Source organism: Pseudomonas sp. SDO5591_S426, assembly GCF_054070755.1.
Map to the genome: position 1 here is coordinate 1 of NZ_JBSVXD010000160.1, position 13,714 is coordinate 13,714.

Genomic DNA, 13,714 nt, shown 5'->3' on the forward strand with positions numbered 1-13,714 from the left:
CGCAGGCTGCGATCTTTTGATTTACTGCGTTTCGCGCTCCAGCAACTGCCGTTTGCGCTCCACTCCCCAGCGATATCCCGAAAGATTGCCATCGCTGCGCACCACGCGATGGCAAGGGATCGCCACCGCCAGACTGTTCGCGCCGCAGGCTTGTGCCACGGCGCGAACGGCTTTCGGCGAACCGATGCGCTGGGCGATATCGGCGTAGCTGGCGGTGCTGCCCACAGGAATCTCTTTTAGCGCTTGCCAGACCCGCTCTTGAAACGCCGTGCCGCGCACATCCAGCGGCAAGTCCAGGCCGAGGGCCGGGGCTTCGATGAAGCCGACAACCTGTGCGATGAGTTGCTCAAAGTCTTGATCGGCGCCAATCAGATTCGCTCGGCGAAACTTGTCTTGAAGGTCGCAGACCAGTTGCTGCGGATCATCACCCAACAGGATCGCGCACACCCCGCGTTCGCTTTGCGCCACCAGAATCGCTCCCAGTGAGCACTGACCGACGGCGAATCGAATGTCGTTGTTCTGCCCGGCAGCACGGTAATCAGCGGGTTTCATGCCCAGCACCTGATCCGCTGCTTCGTAGAAACGACTGTTGGAGTTGAAGCCTGCATCGTACAAAGCGTCCGTCACCGAACTGCCGTCCGCCAGCCGCTCGCGCACCCGGCGTGAGCGATGGGCGGCGGCGTAGCCTTTGGGCGTCAGGCCGGTGACAGCCTTGAACACCCGATGAAAGTGAAAGCTGCTCAGGCCTGCGGTTTCGGCGAGTTCGTTAAGTGCTGGCAGCGCCTCGGCGGTTTCGATCTGGCGGCACGCGGCGGCCACGGTGGCCGCATGTTGCGCGGCGATGTCGCTTTGATCTTTTGCCGTGCGTTTGCTCGGACGATAACCCGCCGCTTGGGCAAGCTCGGCGCTGTCGAAGAATTCGACATTCTGCGGTTTCGGCAAGCGCGACAGGCTGCTGGGATTGCAGTAGACCCCGGTGGTTTTCACCGCATAGACAAACTGCCCGTCCGCCTGCGGATCGCGGGCGACGACGGCGGCCCAGCGTGGATCGTTTTCGGTGGTGATTTTTGTCGATTGGCTTGTCATGGTTTTACATCCGTTGGCCCGTTTGCCGCAGATTAACCACCGCTCAGTACTCCCACACTCCGGCGCTTGCGGTCAAACTCCAGGGCTTCATCGCGCAGTACGAAAAGTGAAGTTGATCCGCTGTTCGCCCAAGCGTGGGTGCTGGCCATCCTTGATCGGCAAGACGCCGTGATAACGCAGGCGATCCACGCCGCCCCAGACCACGATGTCGCCATGCAGCAACGGCACTCGCTGGCTTTTATCGCTACGTTCAAAGCCACCGAACAGGAACATCGCCGGCAAGCCCAGCGACACCGAAACGATCGGCGCTGCGTAGGATTTTTCGTCTTTGTCCTGATGCAAAGACATTTTCGCGCCGGGGACATAGCGGTTGATCAAGCAGGAATCCGGCACGAAATCGCTGAATCCGGCCTCTCGCGCTGCCGCTTGTGCCAAGTCGAAGAAGACGTCGGGCATTGGTGGCCAGGGCAGACCGGTCTGCGGATCGTTGCGGCTGTAGCGATAACCGCTGCGGTCGGTGGTCCAGCCCCAGGTGCCGCAACTGCTCAGGGCCACGGACATGGTGAAACCGCCGGGCGTGATCATCTGCCGAAACGGTGCAGCGGCCAGCACCGCCTCCAGGGCAGGCAGCAAGCGCTCCAGCCACGGCAGGGCAAAGCCTCGCAAAACGTAGGACTGTTCGCCAATCTGCTCGCGCCGGGGCTGCTGCTCAGGCTCTGCATCGGCAAACAGGTCGAAGGTCGTCGGATTCATGGTGCTCATGACGCGTCGTGAAAGATGATGCCAAGGGTATGCCGTTTTCCGCTGTGCAGGCGACTGACGCCGTGACGCAAGGTCACTCGATAATAACCGCGCACGCCTTTGACCGGGCGCTGGTTGACCGCGAAGATCAAACCGTCACCTTTCTTCAGGCCGATGACCTGCGGGCGCGACTGCATTCGCGGGCGTTGCTCGGTCAACACGAACTCGCCACCGGTGAAATCTTCACCCGGCGCTGACAGAAGAATCGCCACTTGCAGCGGGAATACGTGTTCGCCGTATAGATCCTGATGCAGGCAGTTGTAGTCCTGTGGGCCATATTGCAGCAGCAACGGTGTCGGGCGCTGTTGGCCGGCAGCATGGCAGCGTTCGAGGAAATCTTGATGGCTTTCAGGGAAACGGACTGGCAGGTCCATCTGCTCTTGCCAGCGATTGGCAATTGGCACCAGTCGCGGGTAGAGCGCGCTGCGCAGGCGGTCGACGAGACTCGGCAAGGGATACTTGAAGTACTTGTACTCGCCGCGACCAAAACCGTGGCGGGCCATGATCACTTGCGATCGAAAGGGCTCTGATTGGGCATACAAGGCACTGATTTCATCGCAGGCCTTGTGGCTCAACAATGACGGGATGATCGCGCAGCCGTCCTGATCGAGTTGCTGTGCCAGGAGGGGCCAGTCCAGTCTGTGCAGATATTGCTCACTCATTGCCGGGCCTCACGTTGTCGAGGTGGCGAGTCTAGGAGGCCTTGAGGGTGCGAACACTCCGACACTTGCGGTCGAATTTTCCCTCGGAGCAGACGTCCATGTTGTCGCTCCGGACGGATGTTACAGCGCTTTGCTTACGCTGATTTCGCTGATCACGTCGTCCTGCCCATGGATGGCGTCCAGGGCAGCCTTGGCTTCTTCGGCAGTGCCGTTTTCGAGCTGGGCGAACTCGAAACGGCGTTCGCCGTTGAGTTTGTATTTGATGACGTACTTGGTCGTTTGAGCCACGGTCATACCTGTCTGTCTGCGTGTGGGGGCGTTACTCAGCTGAGTTTCGTGCTGGAGCGACGGATGATCTTGATCGAGTGAGTCAGGGTCGGCTTGCGGGTCACGCTGATTGCACGGCGGTTGACCGTGTCGATGGTGATGTTCCAGAAACCGGTGCTCGGCGCGGTAATGCGGGCCGGGAACGTGTCGAACGCGCCGCCGTGGTAAGTGTGGCGGCCGCCATTTTTGAAGCTGCGGAAGTTGGCGTCGTTCATCAAGCGGATGTTGCACATTTGCGAGCATTGAATGACGACGATGTCGTCTTCGTTGAGGTGCTCGCGCTGGTGAATAAATTTCATGGGCGCCTCCAGAAGGGCTTTTTCTACAAAATCAAAACGATAGCAATGGGCGATGGGGCGCAGTTTATCAGCCTCGGCACGTTATTATCCGGCTGTGGTGAGGCGGTTTGACAATAAAAAACAGTTATTCGGCATTCGAAGCGCAATAAATACGCTTGTCTTCGGAGAAAAACCGCAATGGCGCTGTCGGAGGGTCTTTATCGGAGGTTTCGTATGAAGTGGGGTGTGTGGGTCCTGCCAGTGGCGTTGGCGACAAGTGGTTGCGCAAGTGTCTCGGAGATCAACCAGTCATTGCCGACCATGAACGTGATTTCCGGCAAGAAACCCCTTGAGTACGCGCAATGCCTGAGCGATAAGCTCGCCGACAGCCGCGGCGCCCTGCAAATCGAACCGCAGAAAGACGGCGTTCGGGTGATCGTGCCGCAGAAGCTTTCATCGGGGCCGGCCGCCGTGTTCGACATCGAAGAGCGCTCCGGCGGCAGCGCAATCAAGCTCCATGAACGCATCTCCAATGTGCCGTTGCGCCCTTGGGATGTGCGCAATGCCGCGACCGCGTGCATTTCCGGCTGATAGACTAGCGATATTCAACACACATGCCGTCAAAGCGCTACTTTGGCGGCATTGTCATTTCTGGAGTCGGGCATGAAGCGAGAGCGGGTACGGGAGTGCCATGCAGAGGGTCAAATCTGCACCACCCATGTGATTCAGAATCCGGCGAGTCCCGGGGAATGGATCGTGTTTTTCAAGAAAAGCGCCGGTCGCAGTTTTTTCCTGGTGGATGACAACGATGAAGTCGAATCCTTCACGAGCGTCGACGAATTGATCGAAACCGTGCGCGGCCTTGGGATCAAATTCGCCGAAATCCACATGTAGGGCAGGGCGCCTTACTTGCAGACCACCACCACGCTACGGTTCTTGTAGTTGCCGACGTCGACCCCCAGGGTCTTGTCGCTTTCCGCGGGCGCCGGGCTGCCATCGGTACCGACGATGCGGTAGCCGGTGCCGGCACACGAGGCATCGGCTTTTTCGTAGCAGGTTGCCCAGGAATTGGCTTCTCCGGAGCAATCGATAGCCAGGCCTTGTTCGCCGTTGTTCAGATACGTTGTTTCGGACGTCGCGCAGCCACTCAGGGCCAGAACTGCAATCAGTGGCAAAAATCTAGTCATGTGTTTGTCGTCGTCATAGTGGTGGGCAAAGCCTGTGACAGCGCCGCGGGCAAAAGGTTATAGCCAAAGGCCACTTCCTGCACGTATTCGCAAAAAAAGCCCTGCGCAATGGCAGGGCTGTGGGCGCGTCGGCTGACGATCAGTTCTTGTCCTTGCCGCGGCGCTTGGGCTCCGGGTGTTCAAGTTGCAACACCGATGCCACTTCGACCGCCATGGCTTCAGAAGGGAAGGGCCCGGCGATACTCTCGCCGCCGACGCTGTCTACCCACCACTGGCCGTCTTTCGCCTTGTTGATCAGGTACCCGTTGACGCTTTTTGCTGCCGACATCTATCTGCCTCGTTGGCTGGTTCAAGTGCGCCATGATAGCGCCAAACGCACATGTCCGGTGCCGATGGGTGTAGGGTGGTGCGATTGTTGACAATTGATAACCGTGCAAGTCTGCCGGTCTCTGCTATCAATAAGGTGCCGCGCAGCGATCTGCGCTGGCCCGTGCGGAACTATCCGCGAGAATATTTCTCTATGTTGACATCGGTTAGCCAGCGCGGGGCATTGTAAGGTGCACGCCGCCTGATTAGACTGCGCCGAAACTCGTACACACAGCCCTTTCAAGGACTTATATGATCAAGAAATGCTTGTTCCCAGCAGCCGGTTACGGTACTCGCTTCCTGCCAGCGACTAAAGCCATGCCCAAAGAAATGCTGCCGGTGGTAAACAAGCCACTGATCCAGTACGGCGTCGAAGAAGCACTGGATGCCGGTTTGACCGAAATCTCCATCGTCACCGGTCGCGGCAAGCGCGCCCTGGAAGACCACTTCGACATCAGCTACGAGCTGGAAAACCAGATCAAAGGCACCGACAAGGAAAAATACCTGGTCGGCATCCGCAAGCTGCTGGACGAGTGCTCGTTCTCCTACACCCGTCAGACCGAAATGAAAGGCCTGGGCCACGCGATCCTGACCGGCCGTCCGCTGATCGGCGACGAACCTTTCGCCGTAGTGCTGGCGGACGACTTGTGCGTCAACCTTGAAGGCGACGGCGTACTGACCCAGATGGTCAAGCTGTACAAGCAGTTCCGCTGCTCGATCGTGGCCATCCAGGAAGTCGATCCGCAAGAGACCCACAAGTACGGCGTGATCGCCGGCGAGATGATCCGCGACGACATCTACCGCGTACACAGCATGGTTGAAAAGCCAAAGCCTGAAGATGCACCGTCGAACCTGGCCATCATCGGCCGCTACATCCTGACCCCGGACATCTTCGACCTGATCGAACAGACCGAGCCAGGCAAGGGCGGCGAAATCCAGATCACCGACGCCCTGATGAAACAAGCCCAGAACGGCTGCGTAATGGCCTACAAGTTCAAGGGCAAGCGTTTTGACTGCGGTGGTGCTGAAGGCTACATCGACGCAACCAACTTCTGCTTCGAGAACTTCTACAAGACGGGTAAGGCTTACTGATAGCCTGAGTTGCTCGTGTTGGAAATCAAACTTCGCTCTGTGTAAAAAATACAGGTGAAGGATTAAGCAAACGCCCCGACTTCGTTCGGGGCGTTTGCTTTTGTGCTGGCTCAGTTACGTAGCGGAATGAAAGGTAGGCGTCGTCTGACATCCATTGGTAGGAGTTGCGAAAGAAAATCCTGATTTGTTAATAGCCAGCACAAGCGGTGATTGTCGGGGCTAGAAACCTCTGTGTTAAATGAAATATGCAAGGGCCGGTTTGTTCGGCGTGACTAATGTCGCGTCAAGGGCGCGTAAGTCGCTGAGGTTTACGAGGACATGGAGTTTCGCGAATGGCGTTAACAGGGAGCGTGACCGTAAAACGGTGGTTGGCTCTGAGCGTGCTGATGCTACCGGTACTGCTGGTAACAATTGACAATACGGTACTTGGATTCGCGTTGCCAAAGATCGCTGAGGCCCTACGTCCGAGCGCCAGCCAGCAGTTGTGGATGATCGATGCGTATTCGTTGGTCTTGGCGGGGTTGCTGGTGTCGATGGGTAGTCTGGGAGATCGAGTCGGTCATCGTAAGTTGTTGCTGGCCGGGTCCTTGGGTTTTGCGATGGTGTCGGTGCTAACCGCGTTTTCCGATACCGCCACACAACTGATTGCCGGGCGAGCTTGTATGGGCGTTTTCGGTGCAATGCTGATGCCCTCAACGTTGGCATTGATACGTTCGGTGTTCGAGGACCGAGAAGAACGCAGGTTGGCAGTCGCGATCTGGGCAACGACATTGACAGTAGGTTCGGCACTCGGTCCTTTGGTGGGCGGTGTATTGCTGGAGTTTTTCAGTTGGGGGGCGATTTTCCTGTTGGCGGTGCCCGTGTTGGTGCCACTGCTGATATTGGGCCCAATGTTGTTGCCCGAATCCGAGCGAGATGCTTCAGGGCCGCTGGATCCGCTTAGCATCCTGCAATCGATGGTTGCCCTTGGTGCCATCGTCTATGGCATTAAACACAGCGCAAGTAATGGTCTCGACTGGATGACGCTGACAGCGTCTGTAGTCGGCGCAGTTGCGGGCTGGATGTTTGTGCGTCGACAGTTACGTCTGCCAGTGCCGCTGATGGACCTGACTCTGTTCCGCAGTGGCACCTTTAGCGGCTCTGTCGCGATCAATTTGATGAGTCTCGCGTTTCTCGTCGGCTTCGTATTCTTTACCACTCAGTTCCTGCAGATCGTTCTTCAGATGTCGCCCTTGAGTGCTAGCCTCGCGTTGATTCCTGGTCAGGTCATGGCGATTGTAGTGGGGATGGCGGTCGTGCCTGTCGCGCAGCGATTACAGGTGCATGTGCTGATACCGATTTTGATGGCGTTTGCTGGCGCTGCTTTTTTGCTGGTCGCCAGCATGGGCAGTAGCCTGACCGTTCTAGTGGTGGCTTTTGCCTTGCTGAACATTGGCGTGGGCGCGATCGCGACGGTGTCCAATGATGTGATTTTGTCGGCCGCACCGCCGGCAAAGGCGGGTGCCGCGTCTGCGATTAGCGAAACGGCCTATGAAGTGGGTGTGGTTTTGGGGACGACAGTGCTCGGCGGTGTCGTCACTGCCTATTATCGCGGTGCATTGCAGCTACCGGGGTTCCTGAGCGATGTGCAGATGATGCTGGCGAGTGAGACGCTGTCTGGCGCCTATCATGTGGCGGCAGACTTATCTGGTGATCAAGCAAGGGAATTGATGGCGCAGGCGGGAAGGGCATTCGAAGGTGGAATCGGTTTGGTTTCTTGGGTGAAGTTCGGTTTGGCACTCATGGCGATTTTGATTGCTTGGCGCACTCTGCGGACATCGAAAACGCAATTTGCAGAGGGGCATTGATCGAAAACGAAGATTGGGCAACGCATTTCAGCACAATACTTGCTCAGTGGCCGTCCGCAGGTATGCTGTTGGCCTGCCGAGGAGATTGAAAATGGCCTACGATTTTGACCTTTATGTGATTGGTGCCGGTTCTGGTGGTGTGCGGGCTGCGCGGTTTGCGGCGGGGTTCGGGGCGAAAGTGGCCGTGGCCGAGAGTCGCTATCTGGGCGGCACTTGTGTGAACGTCGGCTGTGTGCCGAAAAAATTGCTGGTCTACGGCGCGCACTTTGCCGAGGATTTCGAGCAGGCTTCGGGTTTCGGCTGGACTCTGGGCGAGGCGCAGTTTGATTGGCCGACGCTGATCGCCAACAAGGATCGCGAGATCAATCGCCTGAATGGCATTTATCGCAATCTGCTGGTCAACAGCGGTGTGACCCTGCATGAAGGCCACGCCAAGATCGTCGACCCGCATACGGTCGAGATCAATGGCGAGCGTTTCACTGCGGAAAACATCCTGATTGCTACTGGCGGCTGGCCGCAGATCCCGGAGATTCCGGGGCATGAACACGCGATCAGTTCCAACCAGGCATTCTTCCTCAAAGAGCTGCCCAAGCGTGTGTTGGTAGTGGGCGGTGGTTACATCGCGGTCGAGTTCGCCGGGATTTTCCATGGCCTGGGCGCGCAGACCACGCTGCTGTATCGCGGTGAGTTGTTCCTGCGCGGTTTCGACGGCGCGGTACGCAAGCATTTGCAGGAAGAGCTGACGAAGCGCGGCATGGACCTGCAATTCAATGCCGACATCGAGCGTATCGACAAGCAGGCCGACGGCAGCTTGAAAGTCACGCTCAAGGATGGTCGTCAGCTAGAGGCCGATTGCGTGTTCTACGCCACCGGTCGCCGTCCGATGCTGGACAACCTCGGGCTGGAAAACACCGGGGTCAAGCTCGACAAGAAAGGCTTCGTCGAAGTGGATGAGTTGTACCAGACCGCCGAACCGTCGATCCTCGCTCTCGGTGATGTGATCGGTCGCGTGCAGCTGACGCCTGTTGCACTGGCCGAAGGCATGGCAGTGGCACGACGTTTGTTCAAGCCTGAGCAATATCGTCCGGTGGATTACAAGATGATCCCGACGGCGGTGTTCAGCTTGCCGAACATCGGCACCGTTGGCTTGACCGAAGAAGAGGCGCGCGAAGCCGGCCATGAAGTGCAGGTCTACGAAAGCCGCTTCCGGCCAATGAAGCTGACCCTGACCGAATGCCAGGAACGCACGCTGATGAAGCTGGTGGTGGATGCCAAGACCGACAAGGTGTTGGGTTGCCACATGGTCGGTCCGGATGCCGGTGAAATCGTTCAGGGCCTGGCGATCGCCTTGAAGGCTGGCGCTACCAAGCGCCACTTCGACGAAACCATCGGCGTGCACCCGACGGCCGCCGAAGAGTTCGTCACCATGCGCACGCCTGTCGCTGGTTAATCGTCCTTGGCGGCGTCTGCCGTTGCTGCAACAGCAGCGGCCAGACGTACGCTTTCTTCCAGCTCCGACTGGGTCTTGGTCAGTTCAATTTCCAGCGATTTGTTGATCTGCGATTGCTCGTCGATGTTCTGTTTCAGCGCCTGACTTTCCAGCAACGCAACGCGCAGGCGTTCCTGGAGGAGGGTGCGTTCGCCATCGACTCGGGTGGCTTGTTCCAGCAGCTGATCCTGGCGGCTGTTGCTCTGCTTGAGTTGTTCTTGCATCAGGCTCAACTCGCGCAGCGTGCCACGGTTCTCGGTCAGCAGGCGCTCGTTGTCGCGGTGCAGTTGGGTGACTTCATCCTGGCGCACCAATGCGCTTTGTTGCGCCTGACGCAACTCCATCTGCAACTGCTGCACCTGACCTTCATGGCGACTGTGTTCCTGCTCGCGCTGCTCTTTGACGGCGTTGCGATAGTGCTCAAGTGCATCGCGGGCATGCAGGTGTTTCTCTTCCAGCGAGCGGATCTGCTCGTCCTTGTCTTGCAAGCGTAATTCGAAATCGGCCAGTGCCTGATTCAGCCCGGCGTTACGGGTTTGTTCGGTTTGCAGACTGGCGCGGGTTTCGTGCAGTGCCTCCGATTCCTGGGTCAGCGCCAGGCTCTGAATCTCGTATTGCTGGTGCAGTTCAGTGTTGGTTTCCTCGGCTTGCGCCAGCTGCGTTTCCAGTGCTTTGCGTTGCTGCTCGAACTGTTCGCGGGCCTGATCGATCGGCTCCTGCGCCTGTTCCTTCAAGCGTTGCGCCAGTCGTGAAACCAGCGCCGTCAGTTCGTCATCGATAGGTTCTGCGGGCTCTGCTTCAGTGCGCGGAGTGCTGTCATCCAACTCTTTCAGGTAACGATGAATCGTGGTTTTCGAGCCGGTATTGCCCATTTCGATCCGCACTGCATCGATGGTCGGGTTTTCGCCGCGGGCGAGGATCGCCATTCGTGCAGCTAGAACCACTGCTTTGTTTACACCGCCACGGGCCATGATTACTCCTACGATTTCGTGATGTGGTACGTATTACGCGAATACACATTGTACCATTCAAATTTAAAAGATAAATACGACACCGTATTAACACGGGATATACTGGTATTACCCCGTGTGATACGCCATAAATCCACTTCTACCGGTAAAAGCAGTACGCATTCGAGAGTTGGACCCATGACTGAGCTGGATCGTTACCTGCAGGCCGCGACGCGCGACAACACCCGTCGCAGCTATCGCGCGGCCATCGAGCATTTCGAGGTGACGTGGGGTGGTTTTCTGCCGGCCACCAGTGACAGCGTCGCGCGTTATCTGGTCGCTCACGCGGGCGTGCTGTCGATCAACACCTTGAAGCTGCGCTTGTCCGCGTTGGCGCAATGGCACAACAGCCAGGGTTTTGCCGACCCGACCAAGGCGCCGGTGGTGCGCAAGGTGTTCAAGGGCATTCGTGCGCTGCATCCGGCTCAGGAGAAGCAGGCGCAGCCGTTGCAGCTTCAACAGTTGGAGCAAGTCATTGCCTGGCTGGATCAGGAAGCGCAAACCGCCAGGGCTCAAGGCGATCGGCCCGGTTTGCTTAGAGCGAAGCGTGACACTGCGCTGATTCTGCTGGGCTTCTGGCGCGGCTTTCGTAGTGACGAGCTGTGTCGATTGCAGGTCGACCATGTGCAAGCCCATGCCGGCTCCGGCATCACCTTGTACCTGCCGCGCAGCAAGAGCGATCGCGAAAACCTCGGCAAGACATACCAGACGCCCGCCTTGCAGCGCTTGTGCCCGGTGCAGGCCTACATCGACTGGATCAGCGAAGCCGCTTTGGTGCGCGGGCCGGTTTTTCGCGGCATCGATCGCTGGGGGCATTTAAGTGAAGAGGGCCTGCACGCCAACAGCGTGATACCACTGTTACGCCAGGCGCTCGGGCGCGCGGGCATCGCCGCGGAACACTACACCAGCCATTCCTTGCGCCGGGGATTTGCCTCGTGGGCGCATCAGGCTGGCTGGGATTTGAAGTCGTTGATGAGCTACGTCGGCTGGAAGGACATGAAGTCCGCCATGCGCTACATCGAAGCCAGCCCGTTTCTGGGTATGAAGCGCGTCGAGGAAAAACCGCTGGTTACCTAAATACGGTTTTCTTCTATTAATACAGTTGGCTAATAGCGAAAGCCAATCAGCAGCATCAGGTTTGCCAATGAGCTATCGAGCGTTTGGATAGGTAAAGTTCTTTCCATCAACTTCTTAACCCCTGACGGAGAGTCAACGATGCCTATCATCAACAGCCAAGTAAAACCGTTCAAAGCTGACGCATTCAAAAACGGCGACTTCGTAAAAGTCTCGGACGCTGACCTGAAAGGCAAATGGTCTGTCGTTTTCTTCTACCCAGCAGACTTCACCTTCGTATGCCCAACCGAGCTGGAAGACCTGGCTGACAACTACGACGCATTCCAGAAGCTGGGCGTCGAGATCTACAGCGTTTCCACCGACACTCACTTTGCCCACGCTGCCTGGCACAACACTTCGCCAGCCATCGGCAAGATCCAGTACACCATGATCGGCGACCCAACCCACGCCATCTCCCGCAACTTCGACGTGCTGATCGAAGAAGCTGGTCTGGCTGACCGTGGAACCTTCGTGATCAACCCTGAAGGCCAAATCAAAATCGTTGAACTGAACGATGGCGGTGTAGGCCGTGACGCTTCCGAGCTGCTGCGCAAAATCAAGGCTGCTCAATACGTCGCTGCTCACCCAGGCCAGGTTTGCCCAGCCAAGTGGAAAGAAGGCGAGGCCACTCTGGCTCCGTCCCTGGACCTGGTCGGCAAGATCTAAGTCTGTGACGCGCTTCATCAGGGCGGACTTCCGCACCTTCTAAGCAAGCTGCACCGCCCAATAAAAACGCCCGGGCGAGATTCGCTCGGGCGTTTTTTTGTCTCAAAAATTCAAGGAAATCGCCCGTATGTTGGACACCAATCTTAAAGCCCAGTTGAAATCGTACCTGGAACGGGTCACCCAGCCGATCGAGATCGTTGCTTCTCTCGACGACGGTGCGAAATCCCAGGAAATGCTTGAACTGCTGAAAGACGTTGCCAGTCTTTCCAGCCAAATTACCTTGATCGACAACGGTGACGATGCACGCAAGCCGTCGTTCTCGATCAATCGCCCGGGTGCCGACATCAGCCTGCGTTTCGCCGGCATCCCGATGGGCCACGAATTCACGTCCTTGGTGCTGGCCCTGCTGCAAGTCGGCGGCCACCCTTCGAAGGCCAGTGTCGAAGTCATTGAACAGATCCGTTCGCTCAAGGGCGAGTTCAACTTCGAGACTTACTTCTCGCTGTCCTGCCAGAACTGCCCGGACGTGGTCCAGGCGCTGAACCTGATGGCGGTGCTGAACCCGAACGTTCGCCACGTCGCTATCGACGGCGCGCTGTTCCAGGCCGAAGTCGATGAGCGTCAGGTCATGGCGGTGCCGAGCATCTACCTTAACGGCGTGAACTTCGGCCAGGGTCGCATGGGCCTGGAAGAAATCCTCGCCAAGCTCGACACCAGTGGTATCGAACGTCAGGCCGAGAAGATCAGCGCCAAAGAAGCCTTTGACGTGCTGGTGGTTGGCGGTGGCCCGGCGGGTGCAGCGGCGGCAATCTACGCCGCTCGTAAAGGTATTCGTACCGGTGTCGCGGCTGAGCGTTTTGGTGGCCAGGTGCTGGATACCATGGCGATCGAAAACTTCATTTCGGTTCAGGAAACCGAAGGGCCGAAACTGGCCAGCGCTCTCGAAGAACACGTCAAGCAATACGACGTCGACATCATGAATCTGCAGCGTGCCACCGCGTTGATTCCGGCGAAGAATCCTGGTGAGTTGCACGAAGTTCGCTTCGAAAGCGGCGCCACCCTGAAAACCAAGGCGCTGATCCTTGCCACCGGCGCACGCTGGCGCGAAATGGGCGTGCCGGGCGAGCAGGAATATAAAGCCAAAGGCGTATGTTTCTGCCCGCACTGCGACGGCCCGCTGTTCAAGGGCAAGCGCGTAGCGGTCATCGGCGGCGGTAACTCCGGCGTTGAAGCGGCAATCGACCTGGCGGGCATTGTCAGCCACGTCACGCTGCTGGAGTTCGACAGCAAGCTGCGCGCCGATGCGGTGCTGCAACGCAAGTTGTTCAGCCTGCCGAACGTCGATGTCATCACCAGCGCACTGACCAGTGAAGTGAAGGGTGATGGGCAGAAGGTCAACGGCCTGGTCTACAAGGATCGCGATTCAGGTGAGTTCAGCACGATCAACCTCGAAGGCATCTTCGTGCAGATCGGTTTGCTGCCGAACACCGATTGGCTCAAAGGCACCGTCGAGTTATCGCCGCGCGGCGAGATCATCGTCGATGCGCGTGGCGAGACATCGCTGCCGGGCGTGTTTGCCGCTGGCGACGTGACCACCGTGCCGTACAAGCAGATCGTGATTGCGGTGGGCGAGGGCGCCAAGGCTTCCCTCAGCGCATTCGACCACTTGATCCGGACGTCGGCCCCGGCGTAAACCGGGACGCTGAAAACACAAAACCCCATGAGTGATCATGGTGTTTTTTTGTAGATCAAAAGATCGCAGCCTGCGGCAGCTCCTACACCAATCTATG

At 57.9% G+C, this 13,714-nt stretch carries 16 protein-coding genes; 8 read left to right on the top strand and 8 right to left on the bottom strand.

The genetic code is table 11. The features are described 5' to 3' along the window. Positions 1 to 21: 21 nt before the first annotated feature. From ada to ACW9JC_RS23600, 5 genes are all read right to left on the bottom strand, one after another. Positions 22 to 1,086 (bottom strand): bifunctional DNA-binding transcriptional regulator/O6-methylguanine-DNA methyltransferase Ada, encoded by a 1,065-nt coding sequence (gene ada, locus ACW9JC_RS23580; RefSeq protein WP_457457957.1) that lies wholly within the window; start codon positions 1,084 to 1,086, stop codon positions 22 to 24. Positions 1,087 to 1,173: 87 nt separating this feature from the next. Then, positions 1,174 to 1,839: a DNA oxidative demethylase AlkB gene (gene alkB, locus ACW9JC_RS23585; protein WP_457457975.1), complete on the bottom strand. Its 666-nt coding sequence runs from the start codon at positions 1,837 to 1,839 to the stop codon at positions 1,174 to 1,176. Between the two features lie 5 nt (positions 1,840 to 1,844). Continuing rightward, positions 1,845 to 2,549 (bottom strand): 2OG-Fe(II) oxygenase, encoded by a 705-nt coding sequence (locus ACW9JC_RS23590; protein ID WP_457457959.1) that lies wholly within the window; start codon positions 2,547 to 2,549, stop codon positions 1,845 to 1,847. A gap of 120 nt (positions 2,550 to 2,669) precedes the next feature. After that, positions 2,670 to 2,837 (bottom strand): hypothetical protein, encoded by a 168-nt coding sequence (locus tag ACW9JC_RS23595; protein ID WP_007985513.1) that lies wholly within the window; start codon positions 2,835 to 2,837, stop codon positions 2,670 to 2,672. A 35-nt stretch (positions 2,838 to 2,872) separates the two neighbouring features. Further along, positions 2,873 to 3,175 carry a DUF1883 domain-containing protein gene (locus ACW9JC_RS23600; protein WP_007912251.1) on the bottom strand — a complete coding sequence of 101 codons (303 nt, stop codon included), beginning with the start codon at positions 3,173 to 3,175 and terminating at the stop codon, positions 2,873 to 2,875. A 213-nt stretch (positions 3,176 to 3,388) separates the two neighbouring features. On the opposite strand from ACW9JC_RS23600, the gene ACW9JC_RS23605 reads away from it, so the two are divergent. Together ACW9JC_RS23605 and ACW9JC_RS23610 are read left to right on the top strand one after the other, a co-directional pair. After that, the gene (locus tag ACW9JC_RS23605) at positions 3,389 to 3,745 is read left to right on the top strand and encodes a hypothetical protein (RefSeq protein ID WP_457457961.1); all 357 of its coding nucleotides are present in this window, start codon (positions 3,389 to 3,391) and stop codon (positions 3,743 to 3,745) included. 72 nt (positions 3,746 to 3,817) lie between these two features. Beyond that, positions 3,818 to 4,048: a hypothetical protein gene (locus tag ACW9JC_RS23610; RefSeq protein WP_338580573.1), complete on the top strand. Its 231-nt coding sequence runs from the start codon at positions 3,818 to 3,820 to the stop codon at positions 4,046 to 4,048. An 11-nt stretch (positions 4,049 to 4,059) separates the two neighbouring features. On the opposite strand, the gene ACW9JC_RS23615 is transcribed toward ACW9JC_RS23610, so the two are convergent. Together ACW9JC_RS23615 and ACW9JC_RS23620 are read right to left on the bottom strand one after the other, a co-directional pair. Continuing rightward, a complete protein-coding gene (locus ACW9JC_RS23615; protein ID WP_338580574.1) occupies positions 4,060 to 4,341 on the bottom strand; it encodes a hypothetical protein in 282 nt (93 codons plus the stop codon). 139 nt (positions 4,342 to 4,480) lie between these two features. Next, the gene (locus tag ACW9JC_RS23620) at positions 4,481 to 4,669 is read right to left on the bottom strand and encodes a hypothetical protein (protein ID WP_457457963.1); all 189 of its coding nucleotides are present in this window, start codon (positions 4,667 to 4,669) and stop codon (positions 4,481 to 4,483) included. A gap of 290 nt (positions 4,670 to 4,959) precedes the next feature. On the opposite strand from ACW9JC_RS23620, the gene galU reads away from it, so the two are divergent. From galU to gorA, 3 genes are all read left to right on the top strand, one after another. Continuing rightward, positions 4,960 to 5,799: a UTP--glucose-1-phosphate uridylyltransferase GalU gene (gene galU, locus ACW9JC_RS23625; protein WP_007900040.1), complete on the top strand. Its 840-nt coding sequence runs from the start codon at positions 4,960 to 4,962 to the stop codon at positions 5,797 to 5,799. Between the two features lie 332 nt (positions 5,800 to 6,131). Further along, the gene (locus tag ACW9JC_RS23630; protein WP_457457965.1) at positions 6,132 to 7,646 is read left to right on the top strand and encodes an MFS transporter; all 1,515 of its coding nucleotides are present in this window, start codon (positions 6,132 to 6,134) and stop codon (positions 7,644 to 7,646) included. 91 nt (positions 7,647 to 7,737) lie between these two features. Further along, positions 7,738 to 9,096 (top strand): glutathione-disulfide reductase, encoded by a 1,359-nt coding sequence (gene gorA / locus ACW9JC_RS23635; protein WP_457457967.1) that lies wholly within the window; start codon positions 7,738 to 7,740, stop codon positions 9,094 to 9,096. On the opposite strand, the gene ACW9JC_RS23640 is transcribed toward gorA, so the two are convergent. Then, positions 9,093 to 10,106, bottom strand: a complete 1,014-nt coding sequence (locus ACW9JC_RS23640) for a DNA-binding protein (protein ID WP_457457969.1) — start codon at positions 10,104 to 10,106, stop codon at positions 9,093 to 9,095. The genes gorA and ACW9JC_RS23640 overlap by 4 nt on opposite strands. Before the next feature lie 177 nt (positions 10,107 to 10,283). On the opposite strand from ACW9JC_RS23640, the gene ACW9JC_RS23645 reads away from it, so the two are divergent. From ACW9JC_RS23645 to ahpF, 3 genes are all read left to right on the top strand, one after another. Then, positions 10,284 to 11,222 (top strand): site-specific integrase, encoded by a 939-nt coding sequence (locus tag ACW9JC_RS23645; RefSeq protein ID WP_457457971.1) that lies wholly within the window; start codon positions 10,284 to 10,286, stop codon positions 11,220 to 11,222. 138 nt (positions 11,223 to 11,360) lie between these two features. Continuing rightward, positions 11,361 to 11,924, top strand: coding sequence for an alkyl hydroperoxide reductase subunit C (gene ahpC / locus ACW9JC_RS23650; protein WP_007975937.1), 564 nt, complete (start codon positions 11,361 to 11,363; stop codon positions 11,922 to 11,924). Positions 11,925 to 12,051: 127 nt separating this feature from the next. Beyond that, a complete protein-coding gene (ahpF, locus tag ACW9JC_RS23655) occupies positions 12,052 to 13,617 on the top strand; it encodes an alkyl hydroperoxide reductase subunit F (RefSeq protein WP_457457973.1) in 1,566 nt (521 codons plus the stop codon). The last annotated feature ends 97 nt before the right edge of the window (positions 13,618 to 13,714 follow it).

Bases quoted from the DNA above. Each gene is read 5' to 3' on its own strand.
- ACW9JC_RS23600 (WP_007912251.1), bottom strand. From the start codon at position 3,175: ATGAAATTTATTCACCAGCGCGAGCACCTCAACGAAGACGACATCGTC.
- ahpF (WP_457457973.1), top strand. From the start codon at position 12,052: ATGTTGGACACCAATCTTAAAGCCCAGTTGAAATCGTACCTGGAACGG.
- ahpC (WP_007975937.1), top strand. From the start codon at position 11,361: ATGCCTATCATCAACAGCCAAGTAAAACCGTTCAAAGCTGACGCATTC.
- ACW9JC_RS23640 (WP_457457969.1), bottom strand. From the start codon at position 10,106: ATGGCCCGTGGCGGTGTAAACAAAGCAGTGGTTCTAGCTGCACGAATG.
- galU (WP_007900040.1), top strand. From the start codon at position 4,960: ATGATCAAGAAATGCTTGTTCCCAGCAGCCGGTTACGGTACTCGCTTC.
- ACW9JC_RS23620 (WP_457457963.1), bottom strand. From the start codon at position 4,669: ATGTCGGCAGCAAAAAGCGTCAACGGGTACCTGATCAACAAGGCGAAA.
- ACW9JC_RS23610 (WP_338580573.1), top strand. From the start codon at position 3,818: ATGAAGCGAGAGCGGGTACGGGAGTGCCATGCAGAGGGTCAAATCTGC.
- alkB (WP_457457975.1), bottom strand. From the start codon at position 1,839: ATGAATCCGACGACCTTCGACCTGTTTGCCGATGCAGAGCCTGAGCAG.
- gorA (WP_457457967.1), top strand. From the start codon at position 7,738: ATGGCCTACGATTTTGACCTTTATGTGATTGGTGCCGGTTCTGGTGGT.
- ada (WP_457457957.1), bottom strand. From the start codon at position 1,086: ATGACAAGCCAATCGACAAAAATCACCACCGAAAACGATCCACGCTGG.
- ACW9JC_RS23645 (WP_457457971.1), top strand. From the start codon at position 10,284: ATGACTGAGCTGGATCGTTACCTGCAGGCCGCGACGCGCGACAACACC.
- ACW9JC_RS23615 (WP_338580574.1), bottom strand. From the start codon at position 4,341: ATGACTAGATTTTTGCCACTGATTGCAGTTCTGGCCCTGAGTGGCTGC.
- ACW9JC_RS23630 (WP_457457965.1), top strand. From the start codon at position 6,132: ATGGCGTTAACAGGGAGCGTGACCGTAAAACGGTGGTTGGCTCTGAGC.
- ACW9JC_RS23605 (WP_457457961.1), top strand. From the start codon at position 3,389: ATGAAGTGGGGTGTGTGGGTCCTGCCAGTGGCGTTGGCGACAAGTGGT.
- ACW9JC_RS23590 (WP_457457959.1), bottom strand. From the start codon at position 2,549: ATGAGTGAGCAATATCTGCACAGACTGGACTGGCCCCTCCTGGCACAG.